Origin of the sequence: Micromonospora sp. CPCC 205561, assembly GCF_036906775.1 — a bacterium.
Lineage (GTDB): Bacteria > Actinomycetota > Actinomycetes > Mycobacteriales > Micromonosporaceae > Micromonospora.
In genome coordinates, this window is the sequence record NZ_JBAKHV010000087.1 from 1 (window position 1) to 17,705 (window position 17,705).

The window sequence follows — 17,705 nt, forward strand, 5'->3', positions numbered from 1 at the left end:
GGCACCAGGCTGCCGGTGACGGCGGTCATCGCGACCAGGAGCAGGAGTGAGATCGCCTGGTCCCCGCGCCGGTCCGGCCGGCCCCGGGTCGTCCCGCAGCGCGTCTGCCCGCCCGCGTGCCGCCGCGTCCCGCGCCGGTCCGGCCGGGTCGTGCGCCTTTTCCGCCCGGTCCCGGGCGGCGCCAGCCTGGTCGTGCGCCCGCCGGGCCCGGTCCCGGGCCGCCGCGACCCGCTCCCGGGCCTCGGCCACCCGGCCCTTGGCGGCGGCGGCGCGGCGCTGCCACTCGGCGTCGTCGGCCCGGTCGCGGGCGGTCGCCGTCTGCCGGTCGCGCTCGGCGGCGGCCCGCCGCTCCCGGGAGGCCTCGGCGTGCCGGTCGCGCTCGTCGTCGCCCGGCAGGTTGCGGCCCAGCCGGGCCAGCAGCACGCCGGTGAGCACCCCCGCGGTCACCGCCGGGTCGGCCGCGTGCGGCTGCGCGGCGTCGTCACGCCGGGTCGGGGGCATCCGGCAGACCCGGGTCAGCAGGGTGTCCAGCACCGCCGGGGGCAGGCCCGGCAGCAGGTCGCGCACCCGGCCGTCGAGCTCGCGGTGCAGCCGGCCGAGGTCCTCGGCGCGCGGCGGGTGCCCGAGCAGCTCCCCGGCCAGCTCGCGCAGCAGCGGAGGGGCGACCGCGGCCAGGCCGAGGCCGACGTCGGCGTGCGCGCGGCGCAGCTCGGTGTGCAGCCGGTCCCGGTCGCCGGCGCGGACCCCGTCGACCACCCGGCGCAGCAGCTCCCGGGAGTCGTCGACCCGCTCGTCGGGGTCGTCGGCCGGGCCCTCCCGCCCGCCGGTCAGCTCGGCCACCCGCACGGACCACCAGCGGCGCGGCGCCGCCTCGGCGGCCGGCTCGGGGGTCGCGGCGCCGGGGGACGTCTCGCGCGGGGCGTCGTGCCGGGGGCGGCGCCGCTGCTCCGGCGACGCCGGGGCCGGCGAGCCGTCGGCGGCCAGCCCGATCGCGGCGAGGTACGCCGACAGCTGCTCCTGCGCCACCCGCAGCGCGTAGCCGGCGGTCTCGGCGTGCTCGGTGGCGGCGGAGAGCTCCGGCACCCCCATCGGGTCGGCCGACTCCTGTCGGACCCAGCGCAGCCGCTCGGCGGCCAGCCCGAACTTCTCCAGCGCCAGGGCCAGCTGGGCGAGCGGCAGGTCATCGGCGGCGGCGCGGACCTGCGCGCCGACGTCCTCGACGATGGACACGGCGCGACCTCAGAGCGTCGCGACGTAGAGTTGCGCCTGCTCGACCGCGACGAGTGTCGCGGCGAGGCACTCCTCCAGCTCCTGGCTGGCCTGGGTCAGCGACGACTGGGCCGCCTCGACCGTCTCGTGCCCGCTGCCCTCCAGCGCGCCGGCCAGGGTCTGCTGCGCCTCGGCCAGCTTCTCGCCGGCCGCCTGCACGGCGCTCTGGCCGTCGCCGATCTGTTGGAGCGCGACATCGATGGCTGCCTTGAGCTCGGCGACGCTCGCCACGGCGAAACCTCCTGGGGGCGGGGAGGCCTCCATTAGAGCCTATCCCTTGTGGTGAGAGAACAACCGCCCTGTCAGTGTTCCCGCCGTGCTGACCGGTTGTCGACCGGTGGTGCCGGGAGTCCGGTCAACGGGACCCGCCGGGCGGGCTCGCCCGGTCCCGCAGCCAGCGCGGCCCGTACACCTCGGCGCCCTGCGCGGTGACCCGTTCGCGCAGCTCACGGTCGGCGGTGACGACCAGCCGCCGACGTTGCGGCGCGGCGGCCACCAGCTCGACCACCGCGTCGTCGCCCGACCGGGGCGCGGCGACCACCCGGACGCCGTCCGTGCCCGGCACGTCGCGTGCCCGCCCCTCCACCACCAGCACCACCTCCACCGGGGGCGACAGCTCGGGGGGCAGCCCGGCGGCGGCCAGCGGGGCCAGCGAGTCGCGCAGCCGGGCGGTCGCGCCGGCCCGGTCCCGCCACCAGCCGTCCGGGCGGGAACCCACCACGTTCGCGGCGTCCACGATCAGCAGCGGCGTCGACTCCATCCCACCAGCCTGCCACCTGCGCCCGCCCACCGGGCCGGGAGCCCGGGCCGGGCCCGTCGCGCCACCGCCGGCCTCACCTCCGCGCCCCGGTCCGCCCCGCCGGTGGTGGCGTTTGTCGGGCCGACCGCCGGGTAGCCCCTGGCGACCGTGCCGCGCCCGACTGCGGAGGACAGACATGATGGGACCCGGTGAGTTCGGCTCCGACCCCTGGGACGAGTTCCTGGCCCGGTACTTCGGCCGGGGCGAGGGTGGACGCCGACCCGCGCACCGGGTCGACATCACCCGGCTGATGACCGCCGACGCCCGGGAGATGCTGGCCGACGCCGCCCGCCGGGCCGCCCAGCGGCAGAGCAGCGACCTGGACACCGACCACCTGCTCTGGGCCGCGCTGCAACGCGAACCGCTGCGCGACCTGGTCCGCCGCGCCGGCGCCGACCCGGACACGCTGCTGAACGCGCTCGGCGGGCGGGGTGACGGCGCGCCGCGGGGCGAGGTGCCGCCCAACCTGTCACTCACCCCGGCGGCCAAGCGGGCGTTGCTCGACGCGCACCAGCTCTCCCGGGCGATGGGCGCCAACTACATCGGCCCCGAACACATCCTGATGGCCCTGCCGCTCAACCCGGAGTCGCCGGCCGGGCGGATGCTCGCCGCCGGCCGGATCCAGCCGGAGTCGTTGCAGGCCGCCAGCGCCGAGCGCGGGCCGATGACCGGGCCGAGGCCGGACCGCGGCACGCCCACCCTCGACCAGTACGGCCAGGACCTCACCGACCTTGCCCGCAACGACCAGATCGACCCGGTGATCGGCCGCGCGGACGAGATCGAGCAGGCCGTCGAGATCCTGTCGCGGCGTACGAAGAACAACCCGGTGCTGATCGGCGAGGCCGGCGTCGGCAAGACCGCGATCGTGGAGGGCCTGGCCGAGCGGATCTGCGACGGCGACGTGCCGCAGACGCTGCTCGGCAAGCGGGTGGTCCAGCTCGACCTCGCCGGCCTGGTCGCCGGCACCCGGTACCGGGGCGACTTCGAGGAGCGGCTCAAGAAGGTCATCGACGAGATCCGGGCGCACCGCGACGAGCTGATCGTCTTCCTGGACGAGATCCACACCCTGGTCGGCGCGGGCGGGGCGGGCAGCGAGGGCGGGATGGACGCGTCCAACATGCTCAAGCCCGCCCTGGCCCGGGGCGAGTTGCGGGTGATCGGCGCGACCACGCTCGACGAGTACCGCAAGAGCATCGAGAAGGACGCGGCGCTGGCCCGCCGGTTCCAGCCGGTCTTCGTGCCGGAGCCCACCGTCGAGGACACCGTGGCGATCCTGCGCGGCCTGCGCGACCGCTACGAGGCCCACCACCAGGTGCGGTTCACCGACGAGGCCCTGGTCGCCGCGACCGAACTCTCCGACCGGTACGTCACCGACCGGTTCCTGCCCGACAAGGCGATCGACCTGATCGACCAGGCCGGGGCGCGGGTCCGGCTGCGCACCCGCACCCCCGCCTCCGACGTGCGGGAGCTGGAGACGCAGCTCGACGAGGTACGCCGGGACAAGGAGCAGGCGGTCGCCGACGAGCAGTACGAGAAGGCGTCCGCGCTGCGCGACCGGCTCGCCGAGCTGGAGGAGCAGATCCGCCTGGCCCGCGGCGACGAGGGCGTCTCCTCGCAGGTGCCGGAGGTCGGGACGCAGGAGATCGCCGAGGTGGTGTCGAGGTCCACCGGCATCCCCGTCAACCAGCTCACCGAGGAGGAACGCGACCGGCTGCTGCGCCTGGAGGGCCACCTGCACGAGAAGGTGGTCGGCCAGGACGACGCGGTCACCGCGGTCGCGGAGGCGGTCCGCCGCTCGCGTACCGGGCTGGCCGACCCGGACCGGCCGATGGGCAGCTTCCTCTTCCTCGGGCCCACCGGCGTCGGCAAGACCGAGCTGGCCCGGGCCCTGGCGGAGGCGCTCTTCGGTGACGTCGACCGGATGGTCCGGGTGGACATGAGCGAGTTCCAGGAGCGGCACACGGTCAGCCGGCTCGTCGGGGCGCCGCCCGGGTACGTCGGCTACGAGGAGGCCGGCCAGCTCACCGAGGCGGTGCGCCGCCGCCCGTATGCGGTGGTGCTGCTGGACGAGATCGAGAAGGCCCACACCGACGTGTTCAACATCCTGCTCCAGGTGCTCGACGACGGGCGGCTCACCGACAGCCAGGGCCGCACGGTGAACTTCAGGAACACCGTACTGATCATGACGAGCAACCTGGGCTCCGAGCTGATCACCGGCGCCCAGCGCGCCGTCGGCTTCGGCACCGGCGCCGAGGGCGCCGACCAGGAGCGCGACGAGCTGCGCGAGCGGCTGATGCGCCGGCTCCAGGAGAACTTCCGCCCGGAGTTCCTGAACCGCATCGACGAGGTGATCATTTTCCGCCGGCTGGAGGCCGAACAGCTGCGTCAGATCACCGGCCTGCTGCTGGAGGAGACCCGCCGCCGGCTGCACGCCCAGGACATCCGGATCGACTTCACCGCCGCCGGCGTCGACTGGATCGCCGAGCACGGCTACCAGCCGGAGTTCGGCGCCCGCCCGCTGCGCCGGGTGATCCAGCGGGAGGTGGACAACCACCTCTCCCGGATGCTGCTGGAATCGGCGGTCTCGCCGGGACAGCGGGTCACCGTGGACGCCCGCGACGGCCGGCTCGCCTTCGACGTGGCCGCCGGCGAGCGCGGCTACACCGCGGCCAGCACGTCCCATCCCCGATGACCGGAGGGCGCAGATGAGCGAACCCGAGGAGACCCGGGACGAGACCGACCGCACCGATCCGATCCTGGCGCCGCCGACCGCGAACCCGGCGCGGGTGCGCGTGCCGCCGCAGGGCCAGGGCGAGCAGGGCGGCGAGCCGGATCCGGCGGAGTCCGACCGCCGCCGTCGAGAGGAGGGCTGATGGTACGCGAGCAGCGGCTCGATCCCGAGGTGGAGGTGCTCTGGGAGGACTTCCACGCCCAGGTGAACGTCCCGTCGGAGCAGTTGCGGCAGTGGCTGCTCACCCGGGGCTCCGGGGAGGAGTCCTTCGGGCCCGACCCGGACCTCGACCTGCCCGCCCTGGGCCGGCGGATCCTGCGGGTGCTGAGCAAGCGCAAGGTCGACCTCACCCCGGAGGACATCGCGGTGATGCGGGACGCGATCGACGAGATCGAGTCCCGGATGGCGGAGAAGCCGCCGCGCGGCAACGCCGACGACGAGTGGCGGCACTCGCTGCTCGACCTGGGGCACGACGTCCTCGTCGAACGCTGACCCGGGCGGTGGCCGGCGGCGCCCGGGAGCCCCGGGCGCCGCCGGCGTCGGTCAACCGTGCTCGCTCTCCAGGCTGCCGATCGTCAGGCCCGCGGCGTCGGCGGCCGCCTCGCGGTCGCCGCGCGCCCGCTCCTCCCGGGTGAGCAGGTTCGCGTACTCGGTGACGTCCGCGGGATCGGGCACCTCCGGCAGGCGACGCAGGAAGGTCTCCACGTCGCGGGCGGCGGCGGTGTGCGCGGCGGCCGCCTGTCGGAGGGTTTCCCGGTCGTCGGCGGCGGGGTAGAGATCGGTCATGTCCGCCTGATACCCGGCGTCAGGCCGTTCGCACCCCCGCGGCCCCGGCGACAGTCAGCCCGCGCGCCCCGTAGGCCGGGTTGCGCAGCAGCCACGCCAGGTAGGCCGGGTGCGCCGCCAGCGAGTCGGTGTACGCGGCCAGCGCGGTCTCCAGCACCAGCTCGGCGTCCCGGGCGGCGGGGGAGTCCGGATGCCAGCCCAGCATCAGCCGCCAGCGCAGCGGCGTGCCGACCAGCATCCGGGTGACCAGCCCGGCGACCGGGCGGAAGGTGGCCTGGCAGAGCGCGATCGCCTCGCCCGAGTCCACCATGTCGATGCAGCAGCGCACGTCGGTCTCGTAGACCTTGCGGGGGGTGAAGCCGGCGCGGGCGCAGGCGGCGGCGAAGCAGTCGCCGAAGCAGCCGTCGCCCGGGGCGGCCACCCACTGCTCCCGGCTCAGGTCCACCAGGCTCACCTCCGCCCGGCCGGCCTGCTCGTGCTGCTCGGGCAGCAGCACGAGCACCGGGTCGACCGCCACCTCCCGCCAGGTCAGCCCGTACTCGGCCGGCGGGGTGGCGTCGCCGCACACCCCGATCAGCGCGAAGTCCAGCCGGCCGCCGCCGACCAGCTGGGCCAGCTCCTCGGCGGACCAGGAGGCGTGCGTGGTGATCTGCGCCGGCGGGGGCGTGGCGGCGAGGCGGTGCACGAGCCGGCCGAGGATGGGGCTGTTCACCCCGCCGAACCGGTAGCGGCGAGGCGCGTTCCCGGCCCCGGCCAGCCGCGCCGCCTCGTCCTGCAGCCCTTTCATCGCCGGCAGCAGCACCCGGGCCCGGGCGAGCACCAGCTCGCCGAGGGCGGTGGGCCGGGCGCCCCGCCGGTCCCGTTCGAACAGTGGCCCGCCCAGGGTCCGCTCGATGCGCTGAAGCTGGGCGGTGAGTGCCGGCTGAGCCAGGCCGAGCGCCGACGCCGCCTTGGTCACGCTCCCCGTCTCCGCGATCGCGCAGACCACCTTCAGGTGTCGCAGCTCCAGATTCATACCGTGACGGTATGACCCCGTCGCGGCCGGGGGAAGGGCCTGGGGGGATCAACGCTTTCCGATGTGTGTCGCCGCGCCCCCGCGCACCGGGGCGCGGCGCCGACTCAGCCCGCCGGAGGCTCGGTCAGGTCGGCCAGGTAGGTGGGCCGGCCCGTCACCGCGTCACGGACCTTGTCGAGCACCCCCACCGCGGGCTCGACGACCCGGTTCCACGGCGGGGTCGCCGGGGTGCCGGGGTGCGGACGGGTCGGTGCCGCCTCCTCGGCGATCTCCAGCCGGTTGCCCAGGCGGATCAGCTCCTCGGCGCTCGCCACCTCGCGCAGCGCCGCGACCAGTGCGCCCGCCTCCTCGACGTGGCGGCGGACCCGGGCGGCGACGTCGGTCAGGCCGTCCTCGGTGAGGCCCTTGAGCGCGGTCAGCAGCGCCCTGTCGTCGGCGATGGCCCCGTCGATCCGCCGCGCCGCGTCGGGCAGGGCGGCCCGGACGGCGGGCAGCAGGTACTGCTCCTCGGCGGAGAGGTGCCGCGACAGCGCCGCCGTGAGCACCTCCAGGCCGCGTTCGGGGGCGGGCTCGGCGCCCGGGGCGGTGAGCCGCCGCAGCAACTCCGCCAGCTGCCGGTGCTCGGCGTCGAGGATGTCGGCGATGCTGCGCCCGCCCGGCCGGAACCCCTCGTCCTCTCCGGTGGGCGGCAGCGGTGGCAGGGGAACGGTCATGGTGCCCTCCTCTGGTGGCGGGCCGAGCACGTGGTGGGCGCGGTCGCGAGCGGCGGTACCCGGCCGCGTCGGCGGCGAAACCGCTCCCGGCCGTCGACGGTCGTCGTTCCCGCCCCGGGCAGGCGGTGGCGCCCGGCGGGACGGAAGGCCGCTCCGGGCCGGTGGGCTGGTATGAAGAACCGATGACGAGCGACGCCGCCTCCGCCCGACCCGACCCGACCGAAGAGGTCGTCGACCTCTGCCGCGACCTCCTGCGGATCGACACCACCAACACCGGGGACCACGACACCAGCGCGGGGGAGCGCCTCGCCGCCGAGTACGTGGCGGAGAAGCTCGCCGAGGTGGGCATCGAGCCCGTCATCCACGAGTCGGCGCCCGGCCGGGCCAACCTGGTCGCCCGGATCCCGGGCACCGACCCCGGCCGCGGGGCGCTGCTGGTGCACGGCCACCTCGACGTCGTACCGGCCGACGCCGACGAGTGGTCGGTGCACCCGTTCTCCGGGGAGCTGCGCGACGGTTACCTGTGGGGCCGGGGCGCCATCGACATGAAGGACTTCGACGCGATGGTGCTCGCCGTGGTGCGGCACTGGCAGCGCACCGGGGTCCGCCCGCCCCGCGACATCGTGCTCGCGTACACCGCCGACGAGGAGGCCGGCAGCGACTACGGGGCGCACTTCCTGGTCGAGCGGCACCGCGGCCTCCTCGACGGTTGCACCGAGGCCATCGGCGAGGTCGGGGGCTTCTCGTACTCGGTCAACGACGACCAGCGGCTCTACCTGATCGAGACCGCCGAGAAGGGCATCGACTGGCTGCGCCTGCACGCCAGGGGCCGCCCCGGGCACGGGTCGATGGTGCACGACGACAACGCGGTCACCGCGCTCGCCGAGGCCGTGGCGCGGATCGGCCGGCACCGCTTCCCCGTGGTGGTCACCGACACCGTGCGGGCGTTCCTGGAGGAGGTCTCCGACCTGCTCGGCATCGAGCTGGACCCGGACGACCCGGAGACCGCGATCGCCAAGCTCGGGCCGATCGCCAACATCATCGGCGCGACGATCCGCAACACCGCCAACCCGACCCGCCTCGCCGCCGGCTACAAGGACAACGTCATCCCCGGCCGCGCCACCGCCACCATCGACTGCCGCAGCCTGCCGGGGCAGTCGGAACTGCTGGAGCGGCAGCTGCGCGAGCTGGTCGGCCCGGACATCGCGATCGAGTACGTCCAGCGCCAGCCCGCGCTGGAGACGACGTTCGACGGCGACCTGGTCGAGGCGATGTCCGCCGCGCTGCGCGCGGAGGACCCGGGGGCGCGGCCGGTGCCGTACATGCTCTCCGGCGGCACCGACGCCAAGGCGTTCTCGCAGCTCGGCATCCGCTGCTTCGGTTTCGCGCCGCTGCGGCTGCCCGCCGACCTGAACTTCTCGGCGTTGTTCCACGGCATCGACGAGCGGGTTCCGGTGGACGGACTACAGTTCGGCGTGCGGGTTCTCGACCGGTTCCTCCGCACCTGCTAGCCCCCGCCGCGGCACCCCGGTGCCCGGGCGGGCACATCCGATCGTGAAGGGACTCACCCACATGACCGACCAGCACGGTGAGCTGGACGCCGCCCTCGAGCGCGTGATCGAAGCGGCCCGCCACCACCTGGCCGCCGTCCGCGCCGCGCAGGGCCGTATCGACGACGACGACGTCTGGCAGGCGTACGTGGCGTTGAACAACGCGTCCTGCGCGTACGACGAGCAACTCCTGGACGCCTTCGGCGAGGTCACCCCCTGGGACGTCGAGTCGATCGACCCGGAGGAGGCGGACCAGCGCTTCGCGGCGGAGGGCGTGGAGCCCACCGACCCGCACCCGCTGGTCGTCTCGGTACGCCAGCGGCGCGACTACCGGGTGCCGAGCGTGTCGGCACTGATCCGGGTCGCGGAGGCGGCCCGACGGGAGGGCACCCCGGCCGAGGACGAGCCGGAACCCGTCGAGGGCGTCGGCGAGGCCGTGCTGGAGCTGTTGCAGAGCGGCGACGGCTCGCTCGGCGCGCTCGACGTGCCGGAGCTGGAGCCGCTCGACGGCGTGGTGATGGTCAGCGAGGTCGGCACCCCGGTCGACCTGGAGTCCTTCGACGACGACGACCCGGTGGGCCCGTTCCAGCCGGCCGCCGACGACCGGTTGGTCGGCCGGCTCGACGAGCACCCCTTCATGGAGCTCGACGAGGAACACGACCACGCCCACTAGCCGGCGCGACCCCGGGGCCCGACCCGACGGTCCGCCCCGGGGCCCGCTCCGGTGCTCAGTACGACAGCCCGGGCTGCGGCTGGTTGACCCGCCGCCGGCGCAGCACCACCTGGCGGGTGCCGTCGCGGTACAGCCGTACCCGGGCCAGCTCCCACCCGGAGAACTCCGCCTGGATCGCCAACTGCGCCGCTGCGGTCAACCGGTCGACGTCGGGCGGCAACCGCAGCGGCGCGTACTCGTAGTCCATGAGCCCTATGCTGCCCAGCCCGGAGCGCGTTTGCCACCCCCTCGCGGGTGACCCGCGCCGCTGCGCCGGGCGGGGCGCTCCGGACCGGCGGTCGCGGCCGGCGTCGGGCCCCCGGCCCGGTGACCGGGCGGCCGGCGTGCCGGGCGGGCCCGCTCAGAGGGCCGGCGGGTTCGCCGCCAGCAGGGCCGCCAGCGCCGCCGCGTCCAGGGCCAGCGCGCGCGGCGTGCCCGGGTCGACCACCAGCCCCCACGCCGGGTCGGGCCACTGCGCCAGCAGCTCCGCGCAGGGCACCGCGGCGAAGGGCACCCCCTCGCCGGCGAAGTCGGTCAGCGCGTCCGGGGAGGTGAAGACGGGCAACAGCGGCGCGCCGGTCGGGTCGGTGACGACCGTCCAGGCCAGGTCATGCCCCGGCCCCGGCTCCGCCGCCAGCGGCACGCAGACCGCTGCGGCGGCGAGGGCGCCGAGGTAGCGGGGCAGCTCCCGCCGCGCGGCGGCCGCGCCGAGCAGATCGAGCACGGACGGAGCGTCCGGGACGGCGTCGTCCCCCGCCTCGTCGGCGGCCACGGGCCCGGTCGGGGGCGCGGCCACGGGCCCGGTCGGGGAGGCGGCCACGGGCCCGGTCGGAGACGCCGCGACGGGCCCGGTCGCGGGAGTCGCCCCCGACCCGGACGCGACCGGCGCGGTGCCGGCCACCGCCGGTGGTGCGGGCGGTCGCGCCACCGGGGTCCGGGGCGTCGTCGGCAGGGTCGGCTCCGGCCGCACCCGGGGGCCGGTGGGCGGCAGGACCTGGCAGGACAGGGCGCCCGGCCGGGTGCTGAGCACCGCGGCGGCGGTCCGCGTGGCGAAGTCGCTCCACCAGCGCAGGTCCTCGGCGGTGCGTGGCGTCTCGTACCACCAGCCGCCGGCCCCCCGTGGCGCCCGCCAGCCGAGTTCGGCCAGGCATCGCTCGTCGTAGGGCGGGCAGACCCCCCGGACGGTGTCCCGGCGCACCATCAGGTGCAGCCGGCGGGGCCCGGCGGCGACCTCCAGGTCGGTGTCGTGGTCGCAGCCCGACAGGGTGTCGTGCAGCCGGGCGACGATGTCGGGCCACTCCGCCGGCGTCATGCCGGCGGCCCCGGCAGCCGGCCGTCGAGCCGCCCGAGCCGGCCCATCGCCTCCTCCAGCCGGCCCATCGAGGTGAAGTCGCCGGGGGTGCCGAAGATGCCCTCCAGGCCCGCGCCGAGCGTCGCGTCGAGGCCCTCGGTGCGCTCGTCGAGCCGCTCGGCCGCCAACGTGCGGGCCTGCCGGTACGCCTGCAGCACCATCGCCGCGAGGTCCTCGGTGCCCACGCGCAGCGCGGTCGGGGCGAGGCTGAGGTCGGTGAGCTCGCCGGTGGCGTCGACGGTGGCGCAGACCAGCCCGCTGTCGTCCGTGGCGGTGCCGCTGAGCTCGTCCAGGTCGTCCTTGAGGCCGGCGAAGCGGCGTTCGATGTCGGCGAGCCGTCCGGCGAGGGCGTCGAACGCGGACAGCGGGTCAGACATGAGAACCTCCCGTACGCGGCGCGGGCCGGGGTGGCGGCCCGCAGCCGCATGATCGTATCGTCGTCCCCGCCGGGCTAGTGGGGGAGGAACGGCGTGCCTGACATCGACGTCGACGTGCAGGCGGTACGGCGACTGGAGGCGGCGGCGAAGCGGGTGGCCACCGCGCTGACCGCGCTGGAGTCCGGGATCACGTCCGCGGGAGACCTCCCCGACGGGGCCTTCGGGCACCTGCCCTTCGTCAGCGACCTGCTCCGGGAGAAGTACGCCGAGCAGGTCACCGGCGGCTCGGAGCTGTTCCGCTCCGGCCACGACGCGTTCGAACGCGTCGGCGGGGCGCTCGCCGGGACTGCCGAGGCGTACGAGCGCAACGAGCAGGACATCGACGCGTCGTTCAAGGCCATCGGCGCCGGGACGGGCCGGTGAGCGGGCCGGCGGGGTCCGCCGTCGAGCTCTGGAACGGCGTCGACAACGCGCTCTCCGGCGTGGACAAGGCGGTCGACAGCGTCTGTCGGGCCCTGGCCTGGCCGCTGATCCAGCTCGTCGACCTCGTCGACGGCGAGCCGGCGGCGCTGCGCGCCAAGGCCGGTGAGTGGGACGTCCTCTCCGCGCGGGTCCGCGAGCTGGCGACGAGCCACCGCGGCGTACGCGAGGCCGAGCAGGCCGGCTGGCGCTCGCCGTCCGGCCAGGCGTACGGGCGGCGGATGGCCGAGGTCGAGCAGCAGCTGCTGGACGTCGCCGAGCAGTTCACCGCCACCGCCGAATACCTGCGCGGGGTAGCCGACGCGCTGCAGACCGTGCACGACGTGCTCGTCGACATCTGCGTGGAGTTCGTCAACTTCCTGCTGGTCACGCTCGTCACCGCGTTGCTGATGGCCCCGTTCACCGCGGGGGCGTCCTGGGCGGCCGGCGTGGCGCTGGGGGTCACCCGGGGCATGATCGCCCTGACCCGGATGCTGAAGATCATCCGACCGCTGGCGGCGCACCTGCAGAAGGTCGTCCGGCTGTTGCAGCGGGTCCTGCTCCACCTGCGCAAGCTCCGCAACCACCTGGACAAGCTGGTCGACAAGCAGAAGGCGCTGCGCGCCGGGCAGAAGTACGCCGACCGGCGCCGCGCCGCCGGCGACGCCGACAAGTGGCACCACAGGTTCACCGACCCGGCGAAGGGCACCTGGAAGCTCGGCAGATCCGGTTCGCCGTTCGACATGAGCACCTTCGAACGTCTCGGGGCGCTGCGGACGCACGGCATGGCCGACGGCGCCCGGACGATCGGCCGGGACTGGGTCACCAACCTGCCGTGGAACATCCCGAACTCCGTGGTGCACGGCGCCACCTGGGGCGGCGTGGCGATGGTCTCTGGCCTGTCGGTGCCCGGCTCGGAGCAGGTCGGCGACAAGGTCGACGCGGCGGTGCGGGGCGGCGCCGAGTGGATCGACCAGAATGTCTTCGGGCAGCCGCCGGCGGACCAGCCGGCCGGCAGGTGACGGCCGATCGAGGGGGTGGCCCGTGTCCGAGGGACGCGGCCGGCTGGGCCGGCTGACCGACGCGGTGCTCGGCGGGGCGCGGATGGCGCGGGACAGGGCCCGGGAGCTGCGCGAGGAGTTCCGCACCACGGACGAGCCGGAGCGCGCCCTGGTCGCTCCGCTGCTGCCCGGGCAGGAGATCCGCTACGTCGGCCTGGCGCCGGTGCGGGCCCCGGAGAACCATCGGGCCGGCAGCCAGCTCGCCGACCGGGTGGAGGCGGAGCTGGCCGAGGCGCTCGACCCGCGCGCGCTCTTCGGGCTGCTCAACGTCGTCAACCCGGTCGCCTGGGTGGACGCGGTGATGACGCCCGTGCGGATCGCCACGGGCGTGCTGCTGCTGCCGGGCCGCGCCGCCGTCCTCGCCGCCGGCGCGCCGGAGGCCGTCGAGGCGGAGCCCGCGCCGGGCGCCGCACCCCGGCAGCCGCTGCCGCTCACCGCCGAGCAGGAGGCGTTCCGGGCGCTGTTCCGGCTCAGCCGCCACCGGCCGCTGGCCGACCAGCTCGCGGAGATCGCCTACCGGCGGCGGTACGTCTTCAGCGGCGACCTGGCCACCCTCGCCGGCAGTCTGCTGCTCTTCCTGGAGCGCTACACCGGGACCCCGCTGGTGGTCACCGACACCCACCTGCACCTGCTGCGGATGGGCCGCCGCCCCGACCCCGGCAGGGAGGACCGGCGGCGTCCCCACGTGCTCTGGAGCGTGCAGCGGCGGCGCGTCGCCCGGATCGACTCCGAGCACGGGGGCGCCCGCCTCATGCAGTTCCCGTCCACCGTCGCGTTCGACGACGGGTCCTGGATCCGGATCGTCAACCCCGCCACCCGGGACGACCAGTTCCGCTTCCTCGCCGCCGTACGCGAGCTGCCCGGCCGGCGCCCCGCGGCCTGAGCCGGCCGGCCGGCGCCCCGCACGGCGCAGCGGCGCCGGGCCCGGCGCCAGTGGCAAGCGGTCGCGCCCGAGTGGCAAGCGGTCGCCCCCGGGCCGCGAGTGGTCAGCCGTCGCGCTCGGGATAGCCGACCGGCACGGCCGACACGTCGTCCAGGGCGGTGACGATCTCCTCCGGCAGGGTCATCCGCTCGACCTGGAGCGCGCCGAGCAGCTGCCCGACGGTCCGCGCCCCGAGGATCGGCGCGACCACCCCGGGCCGGTCGCGGATCCAGGCCAGCGCCACCTCCAGCGGCGAGACGCCCAGGCCGCCGGCGGCGGTGGCGACCGCCTCCACGATGCTGGAGCAGCGCGGCTCCAGGTAGGTCGCGACGAAGCGCTCGAAGTGCGGCGAGGCCGCCCGCGAGTCGGCCGGTCGGCCGTGCCGGTACTTGCCGGTGAGCACCCCGCGGCCCAGCGGCGACCAGGGCAGCACCCCCAGCCCGAGGGCGTCGCAGGCGGGCAGCACCTCCCGCTCCACGCCCCGCTCCAGCAGCGAGTACTCCACCTGCGCGGCCACCACGGGAGCCCGCCCCGGCCAGGCCGTCTGCCAGGCGGCCGCCCGCGCGGTCTGCCAGCCGGCGAAGTTCGACACCCCGACGTAGCGGACCCGGCCGCTGGCCACCGCGTGGTCGAGCGCGGCGAGCGTCTCCTCCAACGGGGTGTCGGGGTCGTAGCCGTGCAGCTGGAACAGGTCGACGTGGTCGGTGCCGAGCCGGCGCAGCGAGGAGTCCAGGGTGCGCAGCAGGTGCCCGCGGGAGCCGTCGCGCCGCCGGCCGCTGCCCGGTCGCAGCCCCGCCTTGGTGGCGATCAGCAGCTCATCGCGCGGCACCAGGGAACCCAGCAGCGAGCCGATCACCGACTCGGCGTCGCCGTCGCCGTAGACGTCGGCGGTGTCGATCAGGTTGCCGCCCGCGTCGAGGTAACCCTTCAGCTGGGCGGCCGCATCGTCGGCGTCGGTGTCCCGGCCCCACGTCATGGTGCCGAGCGCGAGCCGGGAAACCGCCAGCCCGCTTCGGCCGAGCGGTCGCTGTTGCATGGGTGAACCTTATTTCGAACGGGGCCCGGCCGATATCCTCGCTGCCGTCAAGTCTGCCGGGCGCGTCGCGTTTCCGACCGTCCCGGCCACCCCCGGTTTGTGGTGAGCCGGTGGACGGGTCTCCTTGCGGCATTGCGTAACCTGGTGCGACTTGTGCGCGGATGGGGGAGGACCTAGTGCGACTCGGACTCAGCCTCGGATACCAGACGGCGTGGAGCACGCCGGCCGACCACCTGGCCTTCGCCCAGGAGGCGGACCGGCTCGGCTACTCGGTGGTGTGGGCGGCGGAGGCCTACGGCTCCGACTCGCCGAGCATGCTGGCCTGGATGGCCGGTCAGACGGAGCGGATCGACCTGGGCAGCGCGGTGATGCAGATCCCCGCCCGGACCCCCGCGATGACCGCGATGACCGCGGCGACCATCGACGCGCTCTCCGGCGGCCGGTTCCGGCTGGGCCTCGGCGTCTCCGGCCCGCAGGTCTCGGAGGGCTGGCACGGCGTACGGTTCGCCAAGCCGCTGGCGCGCACCCGCGAGTTCGTCGACATCGTGAAGCTGGCCGTGGCCCGCAAGAGCGTCGCCTACGACGGCGAGTTCTACACGCTGCCGCTGCCCGACGGCCCGGGCAAGGCGCTGAAGCTGGGCTTCCACCCGCCGCGCGAGCACATCCCGATCTACCTGGCCGCGGTCGGCCCGAAGAACCTGGAGCTGGCCGGCGAGATCGCGGACGGCTGGCTGGCCGTCTTCTACGCGCCGGAGTTCGCCGAGGAGCAGCTCGCGTCGGTGCGCGCCGGGCGGGCGAAGGCCGGCAAGGAGCTGGCCGGCTTCGACGTGGTCCCGTCGGTGCCGGTGGTGGTCGGCGACGACCTCGCCTCCTGCGCCGAGCTGGTCCGCTGGTACGCCGCCCTCTACGTCGGCGGCATGGGCAGCCGCCAGCAGAACTTCTACAACCAGCTCGCGACCCGGATGGGCTACGGCGACGCCGCCCGCGAGGTGCAGGAGCTCTACCTTGCCAAGCGGCAGCGCGACGCGGCCGCCGCCGTGCCGATGGAGTTCATCGATCGTACGTCGCTGCTGGGCCCCAAGGAGCGCATCGCCGAGCGGATGCGGGAGTACGCCGCCGCCGGCGTCACCACCCTGTCGGTGAGCCTGTTCGCGGCGGACCGGGACAGCGGCGTGCAGACCCTGCGCGCGGTCGCCGAGGCGCTGGACCTCTCCGGAGTCGGCGAGTGACCTGGATCGAGGCCATCGTCCTGGGCATCGTGCAGGGGCTGACGGAGTTCCTGCCGGTCAGCTCGTCCGGGCACCTGCGGATCACCTCGGCGATCTTCTTCGACCGCGACGCCGGGGCGTCGTTCACCGCGGTCACCCAACTGGGCACCGAGGCGGCGGTGCTGATCTACTTCGCCAAGGACATCTGGCGGATCACCAGGACGTGGCTGGTCGGCATCCGGGACAAGTCGGTCCGTGCCAGCCTCGACTACCGGATGGGCTGGTACGTCATCGTCGGCTCGATCCCGATCGGGCTGTTCGGCTTCCTGTTCAAGGACCAGATCCGCACCGCCGGGCGCAACCTCTGGCTGGTGGCCACCACGCTGATCGTCTTCGCGTTCGTGCTCGCCTTCGCCGAGTACTGGGGGCGGCAGAGCCGCAGCCTGGAGCACTTCCGGATGCGCGACGGCGTGGTGATGGGCTTCGCCCAGGCGATGGCGCTGATCCCCGGGGTGTCCCGCTCCGGCGGCACGCTCACCGCCGGGCTGCTGCTCAACCTCACCCGGGAGGCGGCGGCGCGGTACTCGTTCCTGCTGGCCATCCCGGCGGTGGTGATGTCCGGGATCTTCAGCGTCGGCGACGTCTTCGAGCCGGCGGCCCCCGGCACGTCGGTGCCGAGCGTGGCCCAGATGGTCGTCGCGACGATCATCGCGTTCGCCATCGGGTACGCGGCCATCGCCTGGCTGCTGCGCTACGTCGCCCACCACACCCTGTACGTCTTCGTGCTGTACCGGGTCGCGGTGGGCACCCTGGTCCTCGCGCTGCTGATGACCGGCACCATCAGCGCCACCTGAGCCCGCGCGCCCGCCGGCCCCGCCCCCGAGACCCGGTGGGTGCCGGCGGGTGCCCCGATCCGGGTACCCCGGCAGGCGACCGGCGCCGGGCGCAGGGTCATAGGGTGGTCCCGTGGCGACCCTCTTGCTTCTGCGACACGGCCGGACAACCGCGAACGCGGACGGCGGGCTGGCCGGACGCCAGCCCGTCGAGTTGGACGAGACGGGCCGGGCCCAGGCGACGGCGGTCGGCGAGCGGCTGCGGGCCGTGCCGCTCGCGGCCGTGGTGACCAGCCCGCTGATCCGCTGCCGGCAGACCCTGGAACTGGCGTTGCCCGGGGTCGAGCCGGCGGTCGAGGAGGGCCTGATCGAGTGCGACTACGGGGCCTGGGAGGGGCAGCCGCTGAAGAAGCTCGCCAAGGAGCCGCTCTGGCCCGTGGTCCAGCAGCACCCGAGCGCCGCGGTCTTCCCGCAGGGGGAGGCCATGGCGGCGACGGCGGCGCGGGCGGTGGCGGCGGTGCGTACGTGGGACGCCCGGGTCACCGCCGAGCACGGCCCGGAGGCGGTCTGGTTGGCGTGCAGCCACGGCGACGTGATCAAGGCCATCGTCGCCGACGCGCTCGGCGTACACCTGGATCTCTTCCAGCGGATCGTGGCCGATCCGGCGTCGGTCACGGCGATCCGCTACACCCCGCTGCGGCCGTTCCTGGTGCGGCTCAACGACAGCGGCGGCGACCTGGCCGGGCTGGTGCCGCCACCGCGTAAGCGACGTGGCCGGGCCGCGCGGGCGGCCGGTGCCGCCGAATCCGACGCGCCGGTCGGCGGCGGCGCGGGAGCGGGCCGGTGACCGCCCGGCGGCGCCTCGCCCCCGCGCGGCGGCGTC

21 protein-coding genes are annotated in these 17,705 nt (G+C 75.2%); 11 read left to right on the top strand and 10 right to left on the bottom strand.

From position 1 onward, the window contains the following. The 3 genes from V6V16_RS26730 to V6V16_RS26740 all read right to left on the bottom strand — a co-directional run. A partial coding sequence (locus V6V16_RS26730; RefSeq protein WP_442934162.1) for a hypothetical protein occupies nucleotides 1–1,230 on the bottom strand: 1,230 nt, incomplete at its 3' end. A gap of 9 nt (nucleotides 1,231–1,239) precedes the next feature. Next, entirely contained in the window at nucleotides 1,240–1,500 is a 261-nt protein-coding gene (locus tag V6V16_RS26735; RefSeq protein WP_089000636.1) for a hypothetical protein, read from the bottom strand. 124 nt (nucleotides 1,501–1,624) lie between these two features. Beyond that, nucleotides 1,625–2,029 (bottom strand): hypothetical protein, encoded by a 405-nt coding sequence (locus V6V16_RS26740; protein ID WP_334566495.1) that lies wholly within the window; start codon nucleotides 2,027–2,029, stop codon nucleotides 1,625–1,627. Nucleotides 2,030–2,204: 175 nt separating this feature from the next. On the opposite strand from V6V16_RS26740, the gene V6V16_RS26745 reads away from it, so the two are divergent. Genes V6V16_RS26745 through V6V16_RS26755 form a run of 3 tightly spaced genes read left to right on the top strand, consistent with a single transcriptional unit; the run spans nucleotide 2,205 to nucleotide 5,291 of the window. Beyond that, a complete protein-coding gene (locus V6V16_RS26745) occupies nucleotides 2,205–4,760 on the top strand; it encodes an ATP-dependent Clp protease ATP-binding subunit (RefSeq protein WP_334566498.1) in 2,556 nt (851 codons plus the stop codon). A gap of 13 nt (nucleotides 4,761–4,773) precedes the next feature. Further along, nucleotides 4,774–4,941 (top strand): hypothetical protein, encoded by a 168-nt coding sequence (locus V6V16_RS26750; protein ID WP_334566501.1) that lies wholly within the window; start codon nucleotides 4,774–4,776, stop codon nucleotides 4,939–4,941. Continuing rightward, nucleotides 4,941–5,291 (top strand): DUF3140 domain-containing protein, encoded by a 351-nt coding sequence (locus V6V16_RS26755; RefSeq protein ID WP_334566503.1) that lies wholly within the window; start codon nucleotides 4,941–4,943, stop codon nucleotides 5,289–5,291. Before V6V16_RS26750 ends, V6V16_RS26755 begins: the two co-directional genes overlap by 1 nt. Nucleotides 5,292–5,342: 51 nt before the next feature. Here the strand turns inward: V6V16_RS26755 and V6V16_RS26760 are convergent, their stop codons facing one another. The 3 genes from V6V16_RS26760 to V6V16_RS26770 form a co-directional block, all read right to left on the bottom strand. Continuing rightward, nucleotides 5,343–5,585, bottom strand: a complete 243-nt coding sequence (locus V6V16_RS26760) for a hypothetical protein (protein WP_334566506.1) — start codon at nucleotides 5,583–5,585, stop codon at nucleotides 5,343–5,345. A gap of 19 nt (nucleotides 5,586–5,604) precedes the next feature. Continuing rightward, complete coding sequence (locus tag V6V16_RS26765; RefSeq protein ID WP_334566508.1) at nucleotides 5,605–6,600, bottom strand: LysR family transcriptional regulator; 996 nt, start codon at nucleotides 6,598–6,600, stop codon at nucleotides 5,605–5,607. A gap of 104 nt (nucleotides 6,601–6,704) precedes the next feature. Next, on the bottom strand, nucleotides 6,705–7,313 hold the full coding sequence (locus tag V6V16_RS26770) for a hemerythrin domain-containing protein (RefSeq protein ID WP_334566510.1): 609 nt from the start codon (nucleotides 7,311–7,313) through the stop codon (nucleotides 6,705–6,707). A 182-nt stretch (nucleotides 7,314–7,495) separates the two neighbouring features. On the opposite strand from V6V16_RS26770, the gene V6V16_RS26775 reads away from it, so the two are divergent. Continuing rightward, the gene (locus V6V16_RS26775; protein WP_334566512.1) at nucleotides 7,496–8,824 is read left to right on the top strand and encodes a M20/M25/M40 family metallo-hydrolase; all 1,329 of its coding nucleotides are present in this window, start codon (nucleotides 7,496–7,498) and stop codon (nucleotides 8,822–8,824) included. A 61-nt stretch (nucleotides 8,825–8,885) separates the two neighbouring features. Next, the gene (locus tag V6V16_RS26780) at nucleotides 8,886–9,536 is read left to right on the top strand and encodes a hypothetical protein (RefSeq protein ID WP_334566514.1); all 651 of its coding nucleotides are present in this window, start codon (nucleotides 8,886–8,888) and stop codon (nucleotides 9,534–9,536) included. 55 nt (nucleotides 9,537–9,591) lie between these two features. Here the strand turns inward: V6V16_RS26780 and V6V16_RS26785 are convergent, their stop codons facing one another. The 3 genes from V6V16_RS26785 to V6V16_RS26795 all read right to left on the bottom strand — a co-directional run bounded on the left by V6V16_RS26785 (nucleotide 9,592) and on the right by V6V16_RS26795 (nucleotide 11,303). Further along, entirely contained in the window at nucleotides 9,592–9,783 is a 192-nt protein-coding gene (locus tag V6V16_RS26785; protein WP_121399254.1) for a DUF5703 family protein, read from the bottom strand. Nucleotides 9,784–9,936: 153 nt separating this feature from the next. Next, nucleotides 9,937–10,887, bottom strand: coding sequence for an SseB family protein (locus tag V6V16_RS26790; RefSeq protein WP_334566522.1), 951 nt, complete (start codon nucleotides 10,885–10,887; stop codon nucleotides 9,937–9,939). Next, the gene (locus V6V16_RS26795) at nucleotides 10,884–11,303 is read right to left on the bottom strand and encodes a YbaB/EbfC family nucleoid-associated protein (RefSeq protein WP_334566524.1); all 420 of its coding nucleotides are present in this window, start codon (nucleotides 11,301–11,303) and stop codon (nucleotides 10,884–10,886) included. Before V6V16_RS26795 ends, V6V16_RS26790 begins: the two co-directional genes overlap by 4 nt. A 93-nt stretch (nucleotides 11,304–11,396) precedes the next feature. On the opposite strand from V6V16_RS26795, the gene V6V16_RS26800 reads away from it, so the two are divergent. Genes V6V16_RS26800 through V6V16_RS26810 form a run of 3 tightly spaced genes read left to right on the top strand, consistent with a single transcriptional unit; the run spans nucleotide 11,397 to nucleotide 13,706 of the window. After that, nucleotides 11,397–11,726: a hypothetical protein gene (locus V6V16_RS26800; RefSeq protein ID WP_334566525.1), complete on the top strand. Its 330-nt coding sequence runs from the start codon at nucleotides 11,397–11,399 to the stop codon at nucleotides 11,724–11,726. Then, nucleotides 11,723–12,784, top strand: coding sequence for a WXG100 family type VII secretion target (locus V6V16_RS26805; protein WP_334566528.1), 1,062 nt, complete (start codon nucleotides 11,723–11,725; stop codon nucleotides 12,782–12,784). Before V6V16_RS26800 ends, V6V16_RS26805 begins: the two co-directional genes overlap by 4 nt. 22 nt (nucleotides 12,785–12,806) lie before the next feature. After that, nucleotides 12,807–13,706, top strand: a complete 900-nt coding sequence (locus V6V16_RS26810) for a hypothetical protein (protein WP_334566530.1) — start codon at nucleotides 12,807–12,809, stop codon at nucleotides 13,704–13,706. A gap of 103 nt (nucleotides 13,707–13,809) precedes the next feature. Here V6V16_RS26810 and V6V16_RS26815 read toward each other — a convergent pair whose 3' ends face one another. After that, nucleotides 13,810–14,781, bottom strand: a complete 972-nt coding sequence (locus tag V6V16_RS26815) for an aldo/keto reductase (protein ID WP_334566532.1) — start codon at nucleotides 14,779–14,781, stop codon at nucleotides 13,810–13,812. A gap of 176 nt (nucleotides 14,782–14,957) precedes the next feature. On the opposite strand from V6V16_RS26815, the gene V6V16_RS26820 reads away from it, so the two are divergent. The 3 genes from V6V16_RS26820 to V6V16_RS26830 all read left to right on the top strand — a co-directional run bounded on the left by V6V16_RS26820 (nucleotide 14,958) and on the right by V6V16_RS26830 (nucleotide 17,669). Continuing rightward, nucleotides 14,958–16,010: an LLM class F420-dependent oxidoreductase gene (locus V6V16_RS26820; protein WP_334566534.1), complete on the top strand. Its 1,053-nt coding sequence runs from the start codon at nucleotides 14,958–14,960 to the stop codon at nucleotides 16,008–16,010. Further along, nucleotides 16,007–16,843, top strand: a complete 837-nt coding sequence (locus tag V6V16_RS26825; protein ID WP_334566536.1) for an undecaprenyl-diphosphate phosphatase — start codon at nucleotides 16,007–16,009, stop codon at nucleotides 16,841–16,843. The genes V6V16_RS26820 and V6V16_RS26825 overlap by 4 nt, the downstream gene beginning before the upstream one ends. A 112-nt stretch (nucleotides 16,844–16,955) precedes the next feature. Next, nucleotides 16,956–17,669 (top strand): histidine phosphatase family protein, encoded by a 714-nt coding sequence (locus V6V16_RS26830; RefSeq protein WP_334566538.1) that lies wholly within the window; start codon nucleotides 16,956–16,958, stop codon nucleotides 17,667–17,669. Nucleotides 17,670–17,705 lie beyond the last annotated feature (36 nt).